Annotated in this window: 14 protein-coding genes and 1 rRNA gene; 6 read left to right on the top strand and 9 right to left on the bottom strand. The window is 52.9% G+C overall.

Annotated elements, in window-relative coordinates; all coding sequences use genetic code 11:
• From CPA50_RS13100 to CPA50_RS13120, 5 genes are all read right to left on the bottom strand, one after another.
• A 16S ribosomal RNA gene (locus CPA50_RS13100) occupies window positions 1-145 on the bottom strand; the annotation flags it as partial.
• Window positions 146-689: 544 nt separating this feature from the next.
• The gene (purT, locus tag CPA50_RS13105; protein WP_096782996.1) at window positions 690-1,889 is read right to left on the bottom strand and encodes a formate-dependent phosphoribosylglycinamide formyltransferase; all 1,200 of its coding nucleotides are present in this window, start codon (window positions 1,887-1,889) and stop codon (window positions 690-692) included.
• A 48-nt stretch (window positions 1,890-1,937) separates the two neighbouring features.
• Entirely contained in the window at window positions 1,938-2,120 is a 183-nt protein-coding gene (locus CPA50_RS13110; protein ID WP_096782997.1) for a DUF1289 domain-containing protein, read from the bottom strand.
• A gap of 12 nt (window positions 2,121-2,132) precedes the next feature.
• Window positions 2,133-2,660 carry a gamma carbonic anhydrase family protein gene (locus CPA50_RS13115; protein WP_096782998.1) on the bottom strand — a complete coding sequence of 176 codons (528 nt, stop codon included), beginning with the start codon at window positions 2,658-2,660 and terminating at the stop codon, window positions 2,133-2,135.
• Window positions 2,661-2,672: 12 nt separating this feature from the next.
• The gene (locus tag CPA50_RS13120; protein WP_096782999.1) at window positions 2,673-3,254 is read right to left on the bottom strand and encodes an NUDIX hydrolase; all 582 of its coding nucleotides are present in this window, start codon (window positions 3,252-3,254) and stop codon (window positions 2,673-2,675) included.
• Window positions 3,255-3,350: 96 nt separating this feature from the next.
• Here CPA50_RS13120 and CPA50_RS13125 point away from each other — a divergent pair, with 96 nt between their 5' ends.
• On the top strand, window positions 3,351-3,914 hold the full coding sequence (locus CPA50_RS13125; protein WP_096783000.1) for an NUDIX hydrolase: 564 nt from the start codon (window positions 3,351-3,353) through the stop codon (window positions 3,912-3,914).
• On the opposite strand, the gene CPA50_RS13130 is transcribed toward CPA50_RS13125, so the two are convergent.
• Complete coding sequence (locus tag CPA50_RS13130; RefSeq protein ID WP_096783001.1) at window positions 3,909-4,220, bottom strand: NGG1p interacting factor NIF3; 312 nt, start codon at window positions 4,218-4,220, stop codon at window positions 3,909-3,911. The genes CPA50_RS13125 and CPA50_RS13130 overlap by 6 nt on opposite strands.
• Before the next feature lie 414 nt (window positions 4,221-4,634).
• Window positions 4,635-8,540 (bottom strand): phosphoribosylformylglycinamidine synthase, encoded by a 3,906-nt coding sequence (purL, locus tag CPA50_RS13135; protein ID WP_096783002.1) that lies wholly within the window; start codon window positions 8,538-8,540, stop codon window positions 4,635-4,637.
• 279 nt (window positions 8,541-8,819) lie between these two features.
• On the opposite strand from purL, the gene mltF reads away from it, so the two are divergent.
• Window positions 8,820-10,343: a membrane-bound lytic murein transglycosylase MltF gene (gene mltF / locus CPA50_RS13140; RefSeq protein WP_227519654.1), complete on the top strand. Its 1,524-nt coding sequence runs from the start codon at window positions 8,820-8,822 to the stop codon at window positions 10,341-10,343.
• Window positions 10,344-10,346: 3 nt separating this feature from the next.
• Here the strand turns inward: mltF and CPA50_RS13145 are convergent, their stop codons facing one another.
• Entirely contained in the window at window positions 10,347-10,823 is a 477-nt protein-coding gene (locus CPA50_RS13145; protein WP_096783003.1) for a regulatory protein RecX, read from the bottom strand.
• Window positions 10,824-11,041: 218 nt separating this feature from the next.
• On the opposite strand from CPA50_RS13145, the gene CPA50_RS13150 reads away from it, so the two are divergent.
• The gene (locus CPA50_RS13150; RefSeq protein ID WP_096783004.1) at window positions 11,042-13,513 is read left to right on the top strand and encodes a DUF349 domain-containing protein; all 2,472 of its coding nucleotides are present in this window, start codon (window positions 11,042-11,044) and stop codon (window positions 13,511-13,513) included.
• A gap of 12 nt (window positions 13,514-13,525) precedes the next feature.
• Here CPA50_RS13150 and CPA50_RS13155 read toward each other — a convergent pair whose 3' ends face one another.
• Window positions 13,526-13,789 (bottom strand): late competence development ComFB family protein, encoded by a 264-nt coding sequence (locus CPA50_RS13155; protein ID WP_096783005.1) that lies wholly within the window; start codon window positions 13,787-13,789, stop codon window positions 13,526-13,528.
• 209 nt (window positions 13,790-13,998) lie between these two features.
• Between CPA50_RS13155 and CPA50_RS13160 the strand changes: the two genes are divergently transcribed.
• The 3 genes from CPA50_RS13160 to CPA50_RS13170 all read left to right on the top strand — a co-directional run bounded on the left by CPA50_RS13160 (window position 13,999) and on the right by CPA50_RS13170 (window position 19,793).
• Window positions 13,999-15,207 (top strand): acetyl-CoA C-acetyltransferase, encoded by a 1,209-nt coding sequence (locus tag CPA50_RS13160; protein ID WP_096783006.1) that lies wholly within the window; start codon window positions 13,999-14,001, stop codon window positions 15,205-15,207.
• A 32-nt stretch (window positions 15,208-15,239) separates the two neighbouring features.
• Window positions 15,240-17,390, top strand: a complete 2,151-nt coding sequence (locus CPA50_RS13165; protein ID WP_096783007.1) for a 3-hydroxyacyl-CoA dehydrogenase NAD-binding domain-containing protein — start codon at window positions 15,240-15,242, stop codon at window positions 17,388-17,390.
• Window positions 17,391-17,621: 231 nt separating this feature from the next.
• Window positions 17,622-19,793 carry a carboxy terminal-processing peptidase gene (locus CPA50_RS13170; RefSeq protein WP_096783008.1) on the top strand — a complete coding sequence of 724 codons (2,172 nt, stop codon included), beginning with the start codon at window positions 17,622-17,624 and terminating at the stop codon, window positions 19,791-19,793.

Below are 19,793 nucleotides of genomic sequence, written 5' to 3' on the forward strand. Positions count from 1 at the left end.
CCCCACTACTGGGCAGATTCCTAAGCATTACTCACCCGTCCGCCGCTCGACGCCTGGTAGCAAGCTACCATCGTTTCCGCTCGACTTGCATGTGTTAAGCCTGCCGCCAGCGTTCAATCTGAGCCATGATCAAACTCTTCAGTTTAAATCATACAAGAATCCGAAGATTCTTAATTCTTGCTCAAGACAAAACTCAATTTTCGACGAGTCGCTTGCCTTGGTATTTCTTGTCGAAATACTCCAGCCAGCGCCCACACGAATTACTTGGTCAATTTGTTAAAGAGCGTTTGAGCCGTTGCTCAATCAAGGAGGCGTATTCTACTTTCTCTCGCCGCCTTGTCAACCGTTTTTTTCGAGCCGTTTCAGAAGCTTTCCTTCCAAAACCACCGATACTTACCGGCTGATTCATACTTGATTCCGAGGGGCGTATTCTACATCGAATCCCGACCCTGTCAACCGTTATCTCGAAGAATTCTGAAAGCTTTTTCTTCAACATTTTCAAACGGTTAACTCTCTCAAAACACTCCGCTGTTCCGGCGTGTCCCTCAAGCGAGATGCGCATTCTACAGAGCTGGGCGCAGGTGTCAACGGGGTTACGAAACTATTTCCAAATTGTTTCAGTCAACCGCTCAAGTGCAAGCGCGCTCCCCCATAACACCTCTCCCCCATTCGGTCCTCAAACCACTCAACTACAAGTGAACATCAACCGACCTGGCCGCTGCCACAGCTTTGGTTTTGGCTTCTTCAATGGTTACTCCCTTGGCCAGAGCAACACCCATCCTGCGCCGGCCCGAGAGTTCAGGCTTACCAAATAGCCTTAACTGTACATCCTGTTCCGAAAGCGCCACCTCCAGACCGGAAAATGCTACATCTCTGGAATCACCCTCAGGCAGGATTACTGCTGAAGCTGACGGACCCAGTTGTCGGATTCCCGGGACAGGCAGGCCAAGTATTGCCCGCGCATGCAGGGCGAACTCGGACAGATCCTGGGAAACGAGGGTCACCAGACCGGTATCATGAGGCCTCGGGGACACTTCAGAGAAGTAAACCTCATCACCATGGATAAACAGCTCTACTCCATACACCCCATAGCCGCCAAGATTTTCAGTAATCTTCGATGCGACTTCACGAGACTTCTGCAGCGCTTTAGCACTCATTGGCTGTGGCTGCCAGGATTCGCGGTAATCTCCATCTTCCTGTCGATGACCAATGGGTTCACAAAAACTAACTCCACCAGAGTGCCTTACGGTCAGCAGGGTTATTTCATAATCAAATGCCACAAAGCCTTCAACGATCACCCGTCCCTTGCCGGCGCGGCCACCTGTCTGGGCATAATCCCAGGCAGCATCAATCTGACTTTTATCAGTAACAGTACTCTGCCCCTTACCGGAAGAGCTCATCACCGGCTTTACAACAACAGGCAATCCAATGGTATTGATGGCATCGACAAACAATTCTTTCGTGTCTACAAACCGGTAAGGTGACGTACTCAGTCCAAGCTCCTCTGCTGCCAATCGCCGGATCCCCTCCCGGTTCATCGTAAGATTAACTGCCCTGGCAGAAGGAATAACCCTGTACCCTTCCTGCTCAAGCCTGACCAACTCCGCAGTCGCAATGGCTTCAATTTCAGGGACAATAAGGTCGGGCTTTTCCTGCTCCACAATGTTACGCAGAGCTTCTGCATCCAGCATGTCTATCACATGACTACGATGGGCAACCTGCATGGCTGGAGCATTGGGGTAGCGATCAGCAGCAATCACCTCAACGCCAAACCGCTGCAACTCGATAGCAACCTCTTTTCCAAGTTCACCCGAACCACACAGAAGTACCTTAAAGGCGTTTTCTTTCAGCGGCGTACCCAGCGTCACCTTCGCAATATTATCCAACATCGTATCCTCCAGTAGGGGCAGGCCCTCATCAGAGACCATCACGTCCGATCAAAGTGCGATCTCACGTTCCCGCTCTGCAACTTTTACCAGCACCGCTTTGCGCTCACAGTCGGTCATTGTGGTCCAATGTAAAATCTCATCGCCGGTGCGCTGGCATCCTATACACACATCACGTTCATCCAGAGCACATATACTCACGCAGGGCGAACGAACTTTATCGTCAGTAGCCATAACGAATCTGCCTCAGAGTTTTACCGGTCTCAGGCCTGTTACATAGCGACTTGCATTCTGCACGTAATGCGCTGCGCTCAACTCAAGCATTTTCCGTTGCTGCTCTGTAAGCTCCCGCTTCACTTTTCCCGGTGCTCCCACTACCAGACTACCATCAGGAACAACCATTCCTTCCGGAATGAGGGTATTCGCACCAATAAGGCAGTGCTTTCCGATTTTGGCGCCATTTAATACAACGGCATTAATACCGATCAACGAATAATCACCGACTTCACACCCATGCAGCATGGCCTTATGACCAACAGTGACCCCCTTACCCAAGGTCAATGGCATAGCCGGGTCGGTATGCAGAACAGAGCCGTCCTGCACGTTTGTTTCCGGGCCTATTGAGATAAGTTCATTATCCCCGCGAATCACAACATTGAACCAGACACTGCTTTTTTCATGAAGAGCAACGTTGCCTATCACGGTGGCGTTGTCAGCAATAAACTGGTTATCGCCAATTAATTCCGGGGCACAACCATCAAGTTCATAAAGCATGAATTTTCCTTACTATGGTCGGGGTTTCAGCAAATCTATATCGGCATCGTACACAGCATTTAAAAAATCGACCAGAACCACAGCCGACAGCCCCCAGATCTGATAACGCTCCCAACGGTAGCAAGGAACATGAATTGTCTGGTTCTGAAAAGGAAGCACATCTGTGCGCTCACGCCGGTCTTCGAGGAAAAATGAAAGCGGAACACGAAATACACTGTCGATCTCAGCGGGGTTCGGCGCCAGCGGATGCTCCTCTGGTACGACACCAACGTAGGGGGTTACAAGAATTCCGTGACGTGACATCACTTGACCCAGTGGCGAAATAATCTCCACCTGATCGGGGGGCAAGCCAATTTCCTCGTGGGTTTCACGCAAGGCTGTCGCGGCCAGCGACAAATCCCCGGGATCACGCTTTCCTCCCGGGTAAGCAACCTGCCCACTATGCGTACTCAGATTTTCCGAGCGCAATGTAAATATCATTTCCGGATTGCCTGGGTCGTCCGTAACCGGCACGAGAATGCCCGCCTCCGGGTAATTCAGATCAAGCGTTTTCGGTGCATAACCTCTTAAACGCCGAACAAGTAAATCACGCAATTCGGGACTCCTGAACAAATCCGGTGTTGAATGAGACAGCGACAGCCAGGATCATTAAACTGAACGCTCTATTAATTCAAGTATACGGGGAAAAACATGAAGTACTGCAGCTCATGCGGCTATCCGGTTAAACAACGTATCCCCGAAGGCGACAACCGTCACCGCTATGTGTGCGTTAACTGCAGCACGATTCACTACCAGAACCCGCGCATCGTCGCTGGCACTGTGCCGGTATGGGAGGGCCAGATTCTGCTTTGCCGCCGCGCAATTGAACCACGTTATGGCTACTGGACTCTGCCCGCAGGGTATATGGAAAATGCCGAAACCACAGTTGAAGCGGCGGAGCGTGAAACACTGGAGGAAGCTCTCGCCGAAATTAATATTGAAGGGCTCTACTCCATTATCGATGTTCCCCACATAAACCAGGTACACATGTTCTACCGGGCAACCCTTAAAAACGGGCAGTTTGGCGCCGGTGAAGAATCCCTTGAAAGCCGCCTTTTTGCTCCGGACGACATTCCGTGGGAGGACATATCTTTCCCTACAGTGCGCAAAACACTCGAACTGTTTCTCGACGATATGAAAAAAGACCACTTCGGCGTTCACGTGAGTGATATCCGGCACCCTATGGCCGCGACCCGAAACAAGGACGACTTATAACACTTCCATCCGATAAACCTCGTAGGCAGGCTCCTCATACGGGTGGGCCTGCCTGAGAGCACAAACTGCCGGCCTGATCAGATCATCCCTGCAAACAAGCTCAACTCTGAATTCCTCCAAAACTTCAAGCGAACCACTTTTCCCCAGAAACGGACGACTCCCGTCCAGAGGCCGGAACTGTCCAAGGCCACGACACTGCCAGGCACAAGAATCATAGTTGCCAATACATCCGGCACCAACATCGAATAAAGCTTGCTTGGTTATTTCCAGATGCGTTTCGGGAACGAAATAGCATATTTTGTACATGAACCCCTCCTCCCTACAGGATATTTTTTGTACAGATTAATAGCTTAGCCACTTACCCACAGAATCTGTGGATAACTCTGGGGAAAGTTTTAGGGAACCCCTCTATAAACCGCGTATTTACTGCCCTCATGTTAAATTGGCGACAAATTCACCCAATATGTTTTTCCTATATATTTCAGCACGTTAAAGAAAAAGATTAAAAAATGAACCGATATCATGCACATTGCTCACAGAACACACAAAGAACCTTCTGAAATGTGCATAAATATATTGAGTCAAGCGGTTTTTCTGCAATATGACGATTCTTTTTACTTGAAAATTTCTAAAACACCCGGATTTCAGACATAAAAAACCGACCATGGAAAGGCACCTTATCAGGCCTGTCCAAAGTCGGCTTTCCCGGTCAGGGTTTGATCAGCCGAACCAGCGCCTTGCATTCCTGAACATGCGAATCCAGGAGCCATCTTCCTGCCAGTCTTTCGGGCGCCAGGAATGCTGAACAGCCCGGAATACCCGCTCAGGATGCGGCATCATGATTGTGATACGGCCATCACGGGTGGTCGCCCCCGCAATGCCATCCTGCGACCCGTTAGGGTTGTATGGATAACGAACGGTTGCCTTACCCCGGTTATCCACGAAGCGAAGTGCTATCTGTTCGTTTTCCGCCAGATCCCCAGCGGACGCACTCCCGGAAAACTCTACCCTTCCTTCTCCATGGGCGACAGCAATAGGCATACGCGAACCTGCCATACCTTCGAGGAACGCCGACGGCGACGGCATCACTTCAACCATTGCCAACCGTGCTTCAAACTGCTCTGACTGGTTCCGGACAAAGCGTGGCCAGCCTTCACTGCCAGGAATCAGTTCGTGCAGATTGGATAGCATCTGACAGCCGTTGCACACACCTAACGCGAGAGTGTCCTGACGGTTAAAGAACGCTGCAAACTGATCACGTACGCGGTCGTTGAACAAAATGGACTTCGCCCAGCCTTCACCGGCGCCCAGAACATCTCCGTAAGAGAAACCGCCACAGGCAACAAGACTGTCAAACGTCTCCAGATTCTCACGGCCAGAAAGCAGGTCGCTCATGTGCACGTCGACAGACTGAAAACCCGCCCGGTCAAATGCCGCAGCCATCTCAACCTGGCCGTTAACACCTTGCTCACGCAAAACAGCAACTTTGGGACGCGCACCTGTATTAATGTATGGCGCTGCAATGTCTTCATTTACATCATAAGAAAGCTTTACGTGAAGTCCCGGGTCATCAGCGTCCAGCAGGTTATCAAACTCTTCAAGAGCACAGTCAGCATTGTCCCTGAGAGACTGGATACGATAGCTGGTTTCGGACCACAGGCGCTGCAACTCGGTTCGCGAGTCATCAACTACCATTGCGCCTTCAAAGGTCAGACGTACCCGATCCTGATCATTCAGTGTTCCAATAACGCTGATGTGGTCACCCAGGCCGGCAGCTGAAAACTGCTGCAGAACAAAATCCGTATCTTCCCTTCGTACCTGAATAACCGCACCCAGCTCCTCGTTGAAGAGCTCCCGGGCAAACTGGCTGCTTTCATCAGCCAGTCCGTCCAGCTTGATGTCGATACCGGTGCGGCCAGCGAAGCACATCTCCACAAGCGTCACAAACAGACCGCCATCCGAGCGGTCATGGTAAGCAAGAAGCTTGTTGTCGGAATTCAAACCCTGGATAACGGCAAAAAATGCTTTGAGATCTTCTGGGTCATCAAGATCCGGGGCTACAGCACCAACCTGACGATAGACCTGAGCCAGAGCTGACCCGCCCAGGCGATTCTGCCCTGCGGCCAGATCGACAAGAATCATATCCGTTACACCTGCATCCGTTACCAGCTGCGGTGTCAGGGTCCGCGAAACATCGGTCACCGGAGCAAAACCACTGATAATCAAGGACAGCGGCGCAGTAACGCTCTTCTGCTCGCCATTATCCTCGTCCCACATGGTCTTCATCGACATGGAATCCTTGCCTACGGGAATAGTAATCCCGAGTTCGGGGCAAAGCTCCATACCAACAGCACGCACAGTTTCGTAAAGGTTTTCGTCCTCGCCCGGATGGCCTGCAGCAGACATCCAGTTCGCTGACAGACGAATATCGGAGAGTTTGCCAATGGCCGCTGCTGCCAGGTTGGTAATCGCCTCACCCACCGCCATCCGGCCAGATGCAGGAGCATCGACAGTTGCAATCGGCGTGCGCTCACCCATAGCCATGGCTTCACCAGCCAGTACATCGAAGGAACTTGCAGTTACCGCAACATCACTGACAGGAACCTGCCATGGACCGACCATCTGGTCACGGGCAACCAGCCCGGTAATCGTGCGATCACCAATAGTTATGAGGAAGTTCTTGGAACCTACAGAAGGAAGCCGCAACACTCTGCGGATCGCATCATTCAGATCGATCTGGGTGGAATCAAATACCGGCTTGGTAAAAGACGCCCGGGTGACACTCCGGTGCATACGCGGTGGCTTGCCAAACAGAACATCCATCGGCAGATCAACGGGCTTGTCACCAAAATAGGAGTCGCTCAATTCAAGATGATGAGCTTCTGTCGCATCACCGATCACGGCATAGGGGCAACGTTCCCGGCGACACAAAGCATCAAAAACATCCAGGTTTTCCGGGGCTACAGCTATAACATAGCGCTCCTGGGACTCATTGCACCAGATTTCCAGCGGCGACATTCCAGGCTCATCGCTGGGGACATCCCGCAACTGGAACTTGCCACCACGACCACCATCCTTCACCAGCTCCGGCATGGCGTTGGAAAGACCACCAGCGCCGACATCGTGGATGAAGCACATGGGATTTTCCTCGCCCATCTGCCAGCAGCGGTCAATCACTTCCTGGCACCGGCGTTCCATTTCCGGGTTATCCCGCTGCACGGAGGCAAAATCGAGATTCTCGTTGCTGGAACCGGAATCCATGGACGAAGCAGCACTACCTCCAAGGCCGATAAGCATGGAAGGACCACCCAATACGATGAGTTTGGCACCTACCGGTATCTCGCCTTTTTCCACATGTTCTGCACGGATATTACCAAGGCCACCGGCAATCATGATGGGCTTGTGGTAACCACGGACTTCGTCACCAGCCGGTCCGGCAACTTTTTCTTCAAAAGTCCGGAAGTAACCGGCTATGTTGGGACGACCAAATTCGTTATTGAAGGCAGCTCCGCCAATAGGCCCTTCAATCATTATATCCAGCGCAGAAGCGATCCGGTCGGGCTTGCCGTAATTGATTTCCCAGGGTTGCGGGTCTTCGGGCAGATTAAGATTAGAGACCGTAAAACCGGAAAGGCCGGCTTTCGGCTTGGAGCCGCGACCTGTAGCCCCCTCATCACGGATCTCACCACCAGAACCCGTTGCAGCACCCGCAGCGGGTGCGATTGCAGTCGGGTGGTTGTGAGTTTCCACCTTCATGAGAATATGGATATCTTCCTGATTATAGCCGTAAACGCCGGTTTCCGGATCCGGGAAGAACCGGCCAGCACGGCTGCCCTGAATGACCGATGCGTTATCCTTGTACGCAGACAACACGCCTTCGCTGTTCATCTCGAAGGTATTTCGGATCATGGCAAACAGGGATTTTTCCTGCCCTTCGCCATCAATGTCCCAGGAGGCATTGAATATCTTGTGGCGACAGTGCTCGGAGTTTGCCTGGGCAAACATCATCAGCTCAACGTCTGTGGGGTCTCGCTCAAGGTCAATAAACGATTCTACGAGGTAATCAATCTCGTCATCCGCCAGCGCAAGGCCCAGGCGCCTGTTCGCTGCTACCAGCGCTTTCCGGCCGCCGGCCAGAACAGGAACCCGCTCCAGTGGACGCGGTTCTTCATGGCTGAACAGTAGCTGAGCACCACCCATTTCGTGGAAGACTTTCTGAGTCATACGATCGTGCAACAGCTCGGCAACCTTCTCGCGCTGATCCAGACCAAGCTTCTTGCCAGCCCTGATATAAAACGCTGTACCACGCTCTATACGCTGAATCTGGCGCAAACCGCAATTGCGGGCAATATCGGTAGCCTTGCTTGACCAGGGCGACAGAGTTCCCGGCCGTGGCACGACGAGAAACAGCACTCCGTCAGGCTCCTCACCCGGCACGCTGGGCCCGTATGTCAGAAGTCGGTCAAGAATGGCCTGCTCGGATTCAGAAAGAGAGCCCTCCAGATCCACAAAGTGCATGAATTCGGCATAAACATGCTCAATCTCGGGCACGATGGCCTGGATTTTGGCATACAGTTTATGAGAGCGGAATGGCGAAAGCGCGGGTGCGCCGCGAAGTTCAAGCATGATATCAACCTGTATCGCGCGAAACGGGGAAGTCCGGGTGCATTCTGAGAAGGCGCACATCATACTTGAAAGCGTTGCCGGGATACAGCGCAGAAACGTTATTCTCCTTGCGCGCAATTGACATTATTTTGCATAGTTATTGATCAACTTTTATTGACCCCCCCTCCTGCAGCAGGGATCATTGGCAAGTGGACATGGAAGCCACATCCGAAATACACCGGATGCAGCCAGTTACTTTTCGCGCATCCCGATGATTTAGCGGTAACGGAGATCAGGGACTTGCCCAGAATTCTTACTGCATACCACGCAGCGAAGACATACATACCAATCATCGCCTTCGCGTTGATTCTGCTGGCTCTCACCGGGTGCAGCCAACCAAGCACTCTGCAGGAAATCCGCAATGAGGGTGTACTGCACGTTATTACCCGGGTTTCGCCCTCTATATATTACGAGGGGCGCGACGGGCCAACCGGCTATGATTACGAACTGGCCAAACTCTTCGCCGAGGAGCTGGGCGTTGAACTCAGGCTGAGGGTCGCCGAAGACAACACGGAAGTACTTTCCGTGCTTTCAAAAAATTTCGCACACATAGGGCTTGCAGGACTTTCTGCTCAGCCGCTGTTTGAAAGTCAGTACAAGACGCTTCCTGCAGGTATCGAAGCCCAGTCAGTGGTTGTCTACAACCGCGATGCAGATCGCCCCGAGACCCTTGCAGATCTTGCAGGACAGACTCTGCATCTGGTTTCAGACAGCAACCATGAATACCAGCTGGAATCCCTGACAGGGATAACTCCCAATATCGTCTGGCAGGTTCATCATGGTCTGGATGCCGCGGGCATTCTGGCTCGAGTGGAAACCGGGGAGCTCTCATACGCGGTCATCTCATCCAATGAACTCAAGCTCAATCACGTATTTTTCCCTCAGGTAAAAAAGGGGTTCACCCTTGGCGAGCCCAAAGAACTGACATGGCTGTTCCCGGCAAGCCAGGACGACTCTCTGGTCAGTGCTGCAAAAGCATTTCTCGAAAAAATGCAGGAAGACGGCACTATCGCCCAGCTTTCCGAACGCTTCTACGGCCATCTGGACCACCTGAACTATGTGGGCGCCCGTACTTTCATGCATCACGTAGAAAACCGGCTCCCCAACTATGAGACCCTGTTCAGGGATCACGCCTCCATGTTCGATATGGACTGGCGCCTGCTCGCAGCTATCGGCTACCAGGAATCACACTGGCGCCCCAATGCCGTCTCACCAACGGGTGTTCGTGGACTGATGATGCTGACGCGTAATACAGCAGATTACATCGGTATCAATAACCGCCTGGACGCGGACGAGAGCATTGAAGGGGGAGCCAAGTACTTCCGCATAGTTCACGAAAGGATCCCTGAGCGTATCGCCGAGCCAGATCGTACCTGGTTCGCTCTGGCCTCCTATAACGTGGGATTCGGGCACCTGGAAGATGCCCGCAGGCTTACCGAAAGTGCCGGTAAAAATCCTGACCGCTGGATGGATGTGAAAGAGTTTCTGCCACTACTGGCACAAAAAGAATGGTACAAAAAAACCCGTTTTGGTTATGCCCGGGGCCATGAGCCTGTTCTCTATGTGCAGAATATTCGCCGTTACTATGATGTGCTGGCTCGAATGATGAAGCCAGTAGAGGAAGTTGCTTCCCCCGGAGACTCACAGTTTGTCGGATTGGAACCAGGTCCGGAGGGGGGAACTCCCGATGGAGTACCGGAAGAAGGAGCTGACATGCGAGCCAGCCTTCCTCCCGAGCTTGGGGTTATCCCGCCAACCCTCTGACACTTACATGCCAGGCTCGCGCACCTCGAGCGTCCGCTCCACCTGGTTTGCAGTGAAACCACGGCGAGTAAGAAACCGGGCCTGGCGTACTTTTTCGTCCCAGTCTGCGCTCAGATCAGCCAGACCAAAACGTTTCTCCCTCAGCAAAAGCGCATTCCGGATCCAGTCTGCATCAGCGAGCTCATCAAAACAGTCCGGGGTGTGATGAATGCCACGCTGCTGCAACTCCGCCCGCACTTTCAAAGGGCCGTAACCCAGATCAATACGCTGGCGTGAATAGACATCCGCAAACCGGTTGTCATCCAGCCAACCCTCCTTCTCATAATCATTCAGGACCATCGCAATAACTGAACTATCAATTCTGCGCTGCTGTAATTTCAGCGTCAGCTCCTGTCGGCTGTGCTCCCGGCGGGCAAGCAGCCTCAATGCAACCGAGCGCGCCTTGTACTCCTGATCGTCACAATTTTCCTGTTTTGCCATTCAACTCTTCCCGCAAACGCTCACAAAACGCTAGACTAGCTCCGTTTTAATACCGTCGGCGCTGATTCATGAATCCCCGACGGCAGTATCCGGCGCTCCGAAGACTGTGATGACCCGACAACCAGGTCAACAGATTGCACATCAAAGAGCGCCGATGGCCGGTGCCGGCTTACTTTGCCCGACACCGCAGACTGGTTTCAATCCCTAAGGACATCGTCATGGCTGCATTCCTCCAGAAACTGTTTAAATCCCGCAAACCCACAGCACCAGTCCGCAAGACAACAACCCAGAAACCACAGGTTGCTGTTCCTGCTGAGGATAAACGTGCTGAGTTAAGGGAGGAACAGCTCCAGACGCTACAGGGCGCCCCGACTCAGGAAGTGGCCGCATGCCTGGCGGTTGAGGGCTTAACTGCAGACATCCGGCTCAGGGCCGCCGGCATGCTTCAGGAAGCAGAACTTCTTCACCGGGTTCAAAAACAGGCAAAAACCCGTGACAAGGGCGTATACCAGGTGGTGCGACAGAAACTGCTGGTCATCCGGGAAGAGCAGGCCCGCCAAGAACTCGTATCAGAGACTATTACCAATCTGATCAGCAATGCCAGTGATCTGGCAAAAACGGACGATACCAAACTCTATAGTGCTCGCGTGGATACACTTCTGAACCAGTGGGCAACAGTTGAGGCCAGCGCCTCGCCAGACCAGCTCAGCGAGTTCCTTCAATCGGTTCATCGCTGCCGGGAGCGCATTGCCGAGCAGGAGGCAGCCCGGATTGAAGAACAGCGTCAGCTTGAGCAGAAACTTCAACGGGATGAAACCCTGGCTCTTCTGACCCAGACCCTTGACGATCTCCGTCACCAGCCGGTTGAAGAACTTGCATCGCTTGCCTCACTGGATGCCCTTCAGAAAACCCAGGAAAACCGCTGGCTGGAAGCAACCCGCGATACCCGGATTGAGAAAGCGCAGCAACAGGCCTTTGAAACGTCCATGATGACACTGCGCAGCTATATTGCGTCAGTTCGTCATATCGGCCAGGAAAAAGATTCACTGCTCGCGCTCTCTACAGCTGCTGAACAGGAAGAAGCCAGCCCTGATGACCGGGAACGTGCTTTGGCCCTGCTGAAAGAGATCAACTGGCCTCAAGGCTTCCCCATTCCGGATCTACTGGTGCCGGCGCGTAAGCTCGCAGGAAAGCCCAAGGCCAAGCCCCAGGTTAAACCGAATGATGATCTGAAGCAGCAACAAGCGACAGCGGATAGCCTGAAAGCAGTTTTAGATAAACTGGAAGACGCTCTTGAGTCCAAACAGCTGAAAGAGTCGAAGCAACATTTAAAAACCGCACAGCAGTATCTGAAAGCTCTTGATCATCGTCACAGCAAGAGTTTTCAGGCCCGTATACAACTACTTACAGCCCAACTGAGAGAGCTTACTGACTGGCAGGGCTTTGCGACCGAACCAAAACAGATCGCTCTGTGTGAACAGATGGAGTACCTCGCAGAACAACCCATCGAGCCGGAGGCAAAGTCCGAACGCATAAAAGAGCTGCAGCAGGAGTGGCGGGACCTGGGTGGGTCTTCAGACCGCACTATGTGGTCTCGCTTCAAGCAGGCATCTGATAAAGCCTACGAACCCTGCAAAACTTATTTTAAAGCCAAGTCAGGCCTTAAACAGGCAAACCTGGAAAAGCGCAAAGCAATCTGTTCCGAGCTTGAGCATTTTGTTAACGACGCGGATTGGAGCACCATCGACTGGAAAGCCGTAGACCGAATCTTGCAGACTGCACGCCAGGAATGGAAATCTGCATGGCCTATAGAGTTCAGAGACAACCGGCAGGTGCAGAAACAGTTTGATGATCTGCTCAAAAAGCTCGAAGCACCCATAGATGAAGAACACCGGAAAAACGAAGCTCTCAAGCAAGCTATCGTAGAGCAGGCTCAGGCACTGACTGAACACCAGCCGCTGCAAGAAGCAATGAACAAGGCCAAAGCACTGCAATCAGACTGGAAAGAAGTCGGAATCACCCGCCACCGGGAAGACCGCAAGCTCTGGCAGGCATTCCGCAAAGCCTGTGATGAAATATTTGCCCGTCGGGACTCTGAACGCTCAGAGCAGCAGTTGGCTGCAAAAGAGGCGGACATTGCAGCAGAAGCCGTGGTGGAAGAGATCAGGAACGTCAGCTCTGACCAGGACGCCCAGACTCTGGAACACGCAACTACTGCACTTCGCTCCCTGGATACAGCTCAAGTATCACCGGGGATAAAAGAACAAATCCAGAAAGAAAAACAGAGACTGAACCAGGCTGTTTCAACACAGAAACTCAAAGCAAGCATTTCTGAATGGCAAGCGCTTGTGCTCGCACGCACGCAAGGCAAAACGCCAGCGAAAATCACTTTCCCCGAAAAATGGACTGCCCTTTCGGAAAGCGCAGGCACACTGAATGATCACGAACTGGTCATTCGCGCAGAGATTCTGGCTGGCGTGCCATCGCCGGCAGAAGACCAGAAAAAACGTATGGAAATACAGATTCAGCGCCTCGCGCAAGGAATGGGTTCAGCCGAAAAAGCAGACAATGCTCTCCAGAGCGTTGAAGCTCTCGTTGCCAGCTGGTGCATCCGGTCAGCAGATCAACCCGCCGACACAGCTCTGGCCAGCCGTCTGAACAGCGCTCTGGACAACCTGATCACAAACTGAGCGCCAGGAACTTTATTCTCGCTGATGCTCTCTGACAAACCCCCTGGCGTCCTGAACGGCGGCCAGGGATTTGTCTTTCATACCCCTGAGTTCCTCATCCGCCAGATAAAACATCATATCAATGGTGTGCCGGTAATATCGGGGTGGTAACCGGTTCAGAGCGACACACATGACATCAGTCAGGAAGTCCGCGCTGTCCCCAGGCTCTCTCGTAGCATCAATGGCATCCACCACCAGACGTTCGTAAAAGTTATCGATAGAATCTGTGAAAGACATGATTTTTTGCCTCCTGAATGTGCATGATGACCCTCCAAAGGCCTCTGCCTCTTTCTAAAGATAGAACTCACAACCCCACCTGTCATCGTCTCTGAGCAATTTCGCCACTCCGATTGGCAGGCCGCGTCATTACCTGCGATACCATCCACGGGCTATGGTGATGCTTCTGGTCAATAAACCACAAAGCAACAATCATCAGAGGAAAAACAATGACCACTGAGGCGTATATCTTCGATGCGGTCCGCACTCCCAGAGGGCGCGGTAAAAAAGACGGTTCCCTGCACAGCGTCAAGCCGATTACCCTGCTGACGACTGTACTGAAAGCACTACAGCAGAGAAACCATCTGGATACAGCCCAGATAGACGATATCGTTCTTGGCTGCGTTTCCGCCGTTGGTGATCAGGGAGCTGACATTGCCAAAACCGCTGCGCTCGCAGCAGACTGGGACGAAAAAGTATCTGGTGTCACCCTTAACCGTTTCTGCGCGTCAGGATTAGAAGCGGTAAACCTTGCCGCCATGAAAGTGCGCTCTGAGTGGGAAGATATGGTTGTCGCCGGCGGCGTAGAATCCATGTCCCGTATACCTATGGGATCTGATGGCGGTGCCTGGGCAATGGATCCCCAGACCAACCTGCATACTGGCTTCATGCCTCAGGGGATTGGCGCGGATCTGATCGCTACCATGGAAGGGTTCAGCCGCGAAGATGTCGACAGATTCGCAGTGAAATCACAGCAGAAAGCAGCCAATGCATGGAAGCAAGGTTTCTTTGCCCGATCAATCATTCCGGTCACAGACCAGAACGGCGTAGTCATCCTGGACCACGATGAGCATGTGAGAGCCGACACCACCGTTGAGTCCCTGTCAGGGCTCAAGCCGTCCTTCCAGATGATGGGAGAAATGGGATTTAACAGTGTCGCCAGCGAAAAATATCACTACGTTGAAAAAATCACACATGTTCATCACGCTGGCAACTCCTCCGGCATGGTCGACGGTGCTACCGCAATTCTGATCGGTAGCAGGGCAAAAGGCGATGCCATGGGTCTCAAACCCCGCGCCCGGATTGTGGCCACCGCAGTAACCAGTACAGACCCCACTATTATGCTTACCGGACCAGCTCCGGCAACCCTCAAGGCATTGGGAAAGGCCGGAATGACCGTAGATCAGATCGACCTGTTTGAAGTAAATGAAGCCTTTGCCTCCGTGGTAATGCGTTTTCAGAAAGAACTTTCAGTTCCAGACGAAAAAGTGAATGTAAACGGCGGCGCCATCGCCATGGGCCACCCCTTAGGCGCTACAGGAGCAATGATCCTGGGCACTCTGCTGGATGAACTGGAGCGTCGTGAACTGCGCTTCGGGCTGGCAACTCTGTGCGTTGGCGGTGGCATGGGAATCGCCACCATCATTGAGCGTGTCTGAACCCCACACTTTTTCTGTAAGGAGAACCGTTTATGAGTGCCATCCGTTATGAATTGGGTTCAGATCAGATTCTGACCCTCACCATCGACATGCCGGGCCAGTCCGCGAACACCATGAACCAGGTGTTCCGTGAAGGCCTCAATGAAACCGTCGGCAAAGTACAGGCCGATCTGGAAGATATTCGCGGCATTATTATTACCTCTGCCAAAAAAACCTTCTTTGCAGGTGGTGACCTGAAAGAACTTCACAAAGTCACTCACGAAGATGCGCAAGCCTTTGAAAGCATGGTTAACAGCCTGAAGGCCCGGATGCGCGCGCTGGAAACTTGCGGCAAACCCGTGGTCGCAGCGATCAACGGGACTGCATTGGGTGGCGGTTTTGAAATTGCCCTGGCGTGTCACCATCGCATCGTCCTCAACGACAATGATATTCAGCTGGGCCTTCCCGAAGTAACCCTTGGCCTGCTCCCCGGGGGTGGCGGTACCCAGCGCCTGCCGCGACTGATTGGACTGGAAGCAGCTTTCCCGTTCCTCATGGAAGGCAGAAAAGTTCGCCCGTCAGCGGCCCTCAAAGCAGGTATTGTTGATGAGCTGGCCGGATCTGCAGAAGACATGATGGCCAGAGCCAGAGCATTTATCGAGGAAAACCCGAAATGCCAGCAGCCCTGGGACAAAAAAGGGTTCAAACTGCCCGGTGGCGCCCCCCACCATCCAGCCATGGCACCAAAGCTGGCCATTGCCCCCGCCATGCTGAAACAGAAAACCAGGGGTTGCTACCCTGCCCCGGAGCGCATCTTGTCTGCCGCAGTTGAAGGCGCACAGGTTGACTTCGACAACGGCAGCCTGATCGAAACCCGCTACTTTACTGAACTGGTGACTGGCCAGATTGCCAAGAACATGACCGGCACCTTCTGGTTCCAGCTCAATGACATTAATGCTGGCGGCAGTCGCCCTGAAGGTATAAAGAAAGAACACTTCAAGAAGGTGGGTGTGCTGGGCGCTGGAATGATGGGCGCAGGTATTGCCTACTCCACAGCCACTCGTGGTATCGAAGTGGTACTTAAAGATATTTCACTCGATAGTGCTGAAAAAGGCAAAAGCTACTCCGAAAGCCTGCTGTCAAAAAAGGTCAGCAAGGGTCATATGACCGAAGAGCAGAAAACCGAAATACTGGGCCGTATCAGGGCCACGGACTCAGCCGCAGACCTTGAGGGTTGCGACCTGGTAATCGAAGCAGTTTTTGAGGACAGCGACCTCAAAGCCAGAGTCACAGCAGAAGCCGAACCGAAGCTGGTCAGCAACGGCATTTTTGCCTCCAATACGTCTACCATCCCCATCACCCAGCTGGCAAAAGCCTCCTCCAGACCGGAAAACTTCATTGGTCTGCATTTTTTCTCACCTGTAGACAAAATGCAGCTTGTTGAAATCATTGTGGGCGAAAAAACCTCAGACGAAACTCTGGCACGATCCTTCGATTATGTTCAGCAGATTGGCAAAATTCCGGTGGTTGTGAACGATAGCCGCGGCTTCTTCACTTCCCGCGTTTTCGGCACCTTTGTCAATGAGGGTATCTGCATGCTGGGCGAAGGCATTCACCCCTCCAGCATCGAAAACGCTGGCTTGCTGGCAGGCATGCCGGTCGGGCCGCTGGCGATTACCGATGAAGTCAGCATGACACTCATGCAGCATGTTCGCACCCAGAGCAAGAAAGACACCGAAGCCGCAGGTGGCACATGGAATGCGCACCCGGCTGAAACCATCATCGACCAGATGGTTCAGGAGCACGGGCGCAAAGGCAAGGCTGCCGGCGCGGGCTTCTATGAGTATCCGGCCAGGGGCAGGAAGTATCTGTGGCCAGAGCTTGAAACGCTTTACGTGGATAGCAACAAAGCCCAACAGGTGGAGCTGCAGGACCTCAAAGACCGCATCTTGTTCATTCAGGCCATTGAAACCCTGCGCTGCCTGGAAGAAGGGGTGTTACGCACCGTGGAAGATGCCAACATCGGCAGCATCTTCGGTATCGGATATGCACCCTGGACCGGCGGGGCCATACAGTTTATCAATCAATATGGCGTGAGAGCCTTTACCGACCGAGCCAACGAACTGGCCAGAACCTACGGCGAGCGTTTTGCACCACCAGCGCTGTTACTGGAGCACGCGAAACTGGAAAAACCCTTTCTCTGAAAAATCTGAACGGTGGAGGGCTCCCCCCCTCCGCCGCACGCCCATCCGGAACGCTTTTTACGGGTCGCCTTCTGCAATCTGCGCTTTGTGTTCATGGACAGATTGTCACGAATCGATACGCCATGCCTATAGCAACGGGTGTAGCCCTTGCCTACAATAAATCAATCAGCCCACGGGTTAACCGGCTCCAGACACGTCTGGCAGGTACCCAGCATCATCAGGTATGCCTATATGACCATCGCGGAAAAAATATCTGTCCGTCGCGCCCCTATCAAACCTGGCCGGATAGGCGTATGCAAAGCGTTTACTGTTGCCCTGCTTTTATCAGCACCTTTCGGAATACAGGCGAAAGCGGTTGAGCCGGAAGCCTATGTACCCGTTGCGCCAACGATTGATCAGGCGCGGGCAAACATCCTCATCGCCAGACAACTGCAGTTCACCCACTTCCGTGACCTCGGGATAAGCGACAAGCTTTCCGGCGATGTATTTGATGCTTACCTGAACTACCTCGATGGCCAGCGAGTCTACCTCACGGGCAGCGATATCGAGGCACTCAGTGGAGTAAGAAACCGATTGGGGTCCGCTCTGAAAACCGGCCAGCTTCAACCGGGATTCGACATCTACAACCTGGTTCAGCAACGTATTATCGAGCGCCTTCAATTCGCACTGAAAACCGTAGACGAAGGTATCGGGAGTCTGGATTTCAGTACCAACGAAAGCATTCTTCTTGACCGTTCGGACACCGAATGGGAGCCAGACAAGAAGGGGCTTGATGCGCTTTGGGTTAAACGCATCAAAAATGCCGTGCTTGCGCAGCGCCTCAATGGTTCCGACGACGAAACGATCACAGAAAGCCTTAAACGCCGATATGAAGGCCAACTCAAGCGGGCCTACCAGGCGCGTAGCGAAGATGCTTTCCAGGCCTACATGAATGCATTTACCGGCATGTGGGATCCGCATACCTCCTACTTTTCGCCACGCACCTCCGAAAACTTCAATATCAACATGAGCCTTTCACTCGAGGGTATTGGCGCGGTTCTGCAGGCGGATAACGAGTACACCAAAGTGGTGCGGCTGGTTCCGGGCGGCCCTGCCTCAAAACAAGGCCAGCTCCAGCCGGCAGACAGAATAGTATCGGTTAAGCAAGAGGGCGAAAAACCTGTCAACGTGATTGGCTGGCGCCTGGATGAAGTGGTCGACCTCATCCGCGGTCCGCGTAACTCCGTCGTTACACTCGAAGTGGTTCCTGCCAGCGCGACCGATGAAACCCTGACCAAAACCATTGCTATCAGCCGTGATGAAGTAAAACTGGAAGAACAGAGTGCCAGCAAAGACTCCATCGAATTTGAGCGCAATGGCAAAAAATACACTGTGGGCGTAATTACTGTTCCTACATTTTACGCCGATTTCCGTGCCATGCAGGCCGGAGACCCCAACTACAAAAGCACAACACGCGATGTCCGGAAACTGATTACAGAACTACAGCAGGATAGCGTAGATGGCCTGGTAATTGATTTGCGCAATAATGGCGGCGGTGCACTGCACGAAGCAAATGATCTGGTTGGCCTGTTTATCGATACTGGCCCTACCGTCCAGATTCGCAATTCAAGCAACGAGGTTCAGGTTCTGAATGACGAAGATGCATCGGTTGCCTATGACGGCCCGTTGGTAGTGCTCACCAATCGCATGAGTGCATCGGCTTCGGAGATTTTTGCCGGTGCAATCCAGGATTACGGTCGCGGTCTGGTCGTGGGTTCGCAAACCTTTGGTAAAGGGACTGTGCAGGCCGTCCGGCCACTGAATCATGGCCAGCTCAAGATTACCCAATCAAAATTCTACCGCGTATCCGGGGGGTCAACCCAACACAAAGGGGTGATTCCCGATATAGAGATTCCTTCCCGGATCGACAAAACCCGTATTGGTGAGGATGCGCTGGATCATGCCCTGCCCTGGGATCAGATAGATGCCGTTCCTCATACCCGGTATTTTGATTTCAGCGGAATCATCGACGAACTGCGTAAGCGCCATGATGATCGCTTTGCCAGCAGCCCCGAATTCAGCCTCCTTCAGCAGGAAATTGATTTCCTCAAAGAGCAGCGTCAGAGAGACACTGTGAGCCTCAATCTGGATGAGCGCACTACTCAACAAGAACAGATAGATCGTACCCGGCTGACCATTGCCAATGCCCGTCGGGAACTGCGCGGCGAAGCGCCGTTCGAGACTCTGGATGAACTGGAGGACTGGCAGGACCTGCAGGCTGCAGACCTGGGTACTACCGACGAAGAACTGGATTTCGTGATCCGCGAAGGCGGCAACATAATGGCTGACATGCTGGAAATGGACAGTCGGATGGCCTCAATTCTTAGCCCTCAACAATTCGCGGCCCAGGCTGAAGCCCGGTAA

This window comes from Marinobacter sp. ANT_B65 (genome assembly GCF_002407605.1).
Lineage (GTDB): Bacteria > Pseudomonadota > Gammaproteobacteria > Pseudomonadales > Oleiphilaceae > Marinobacter.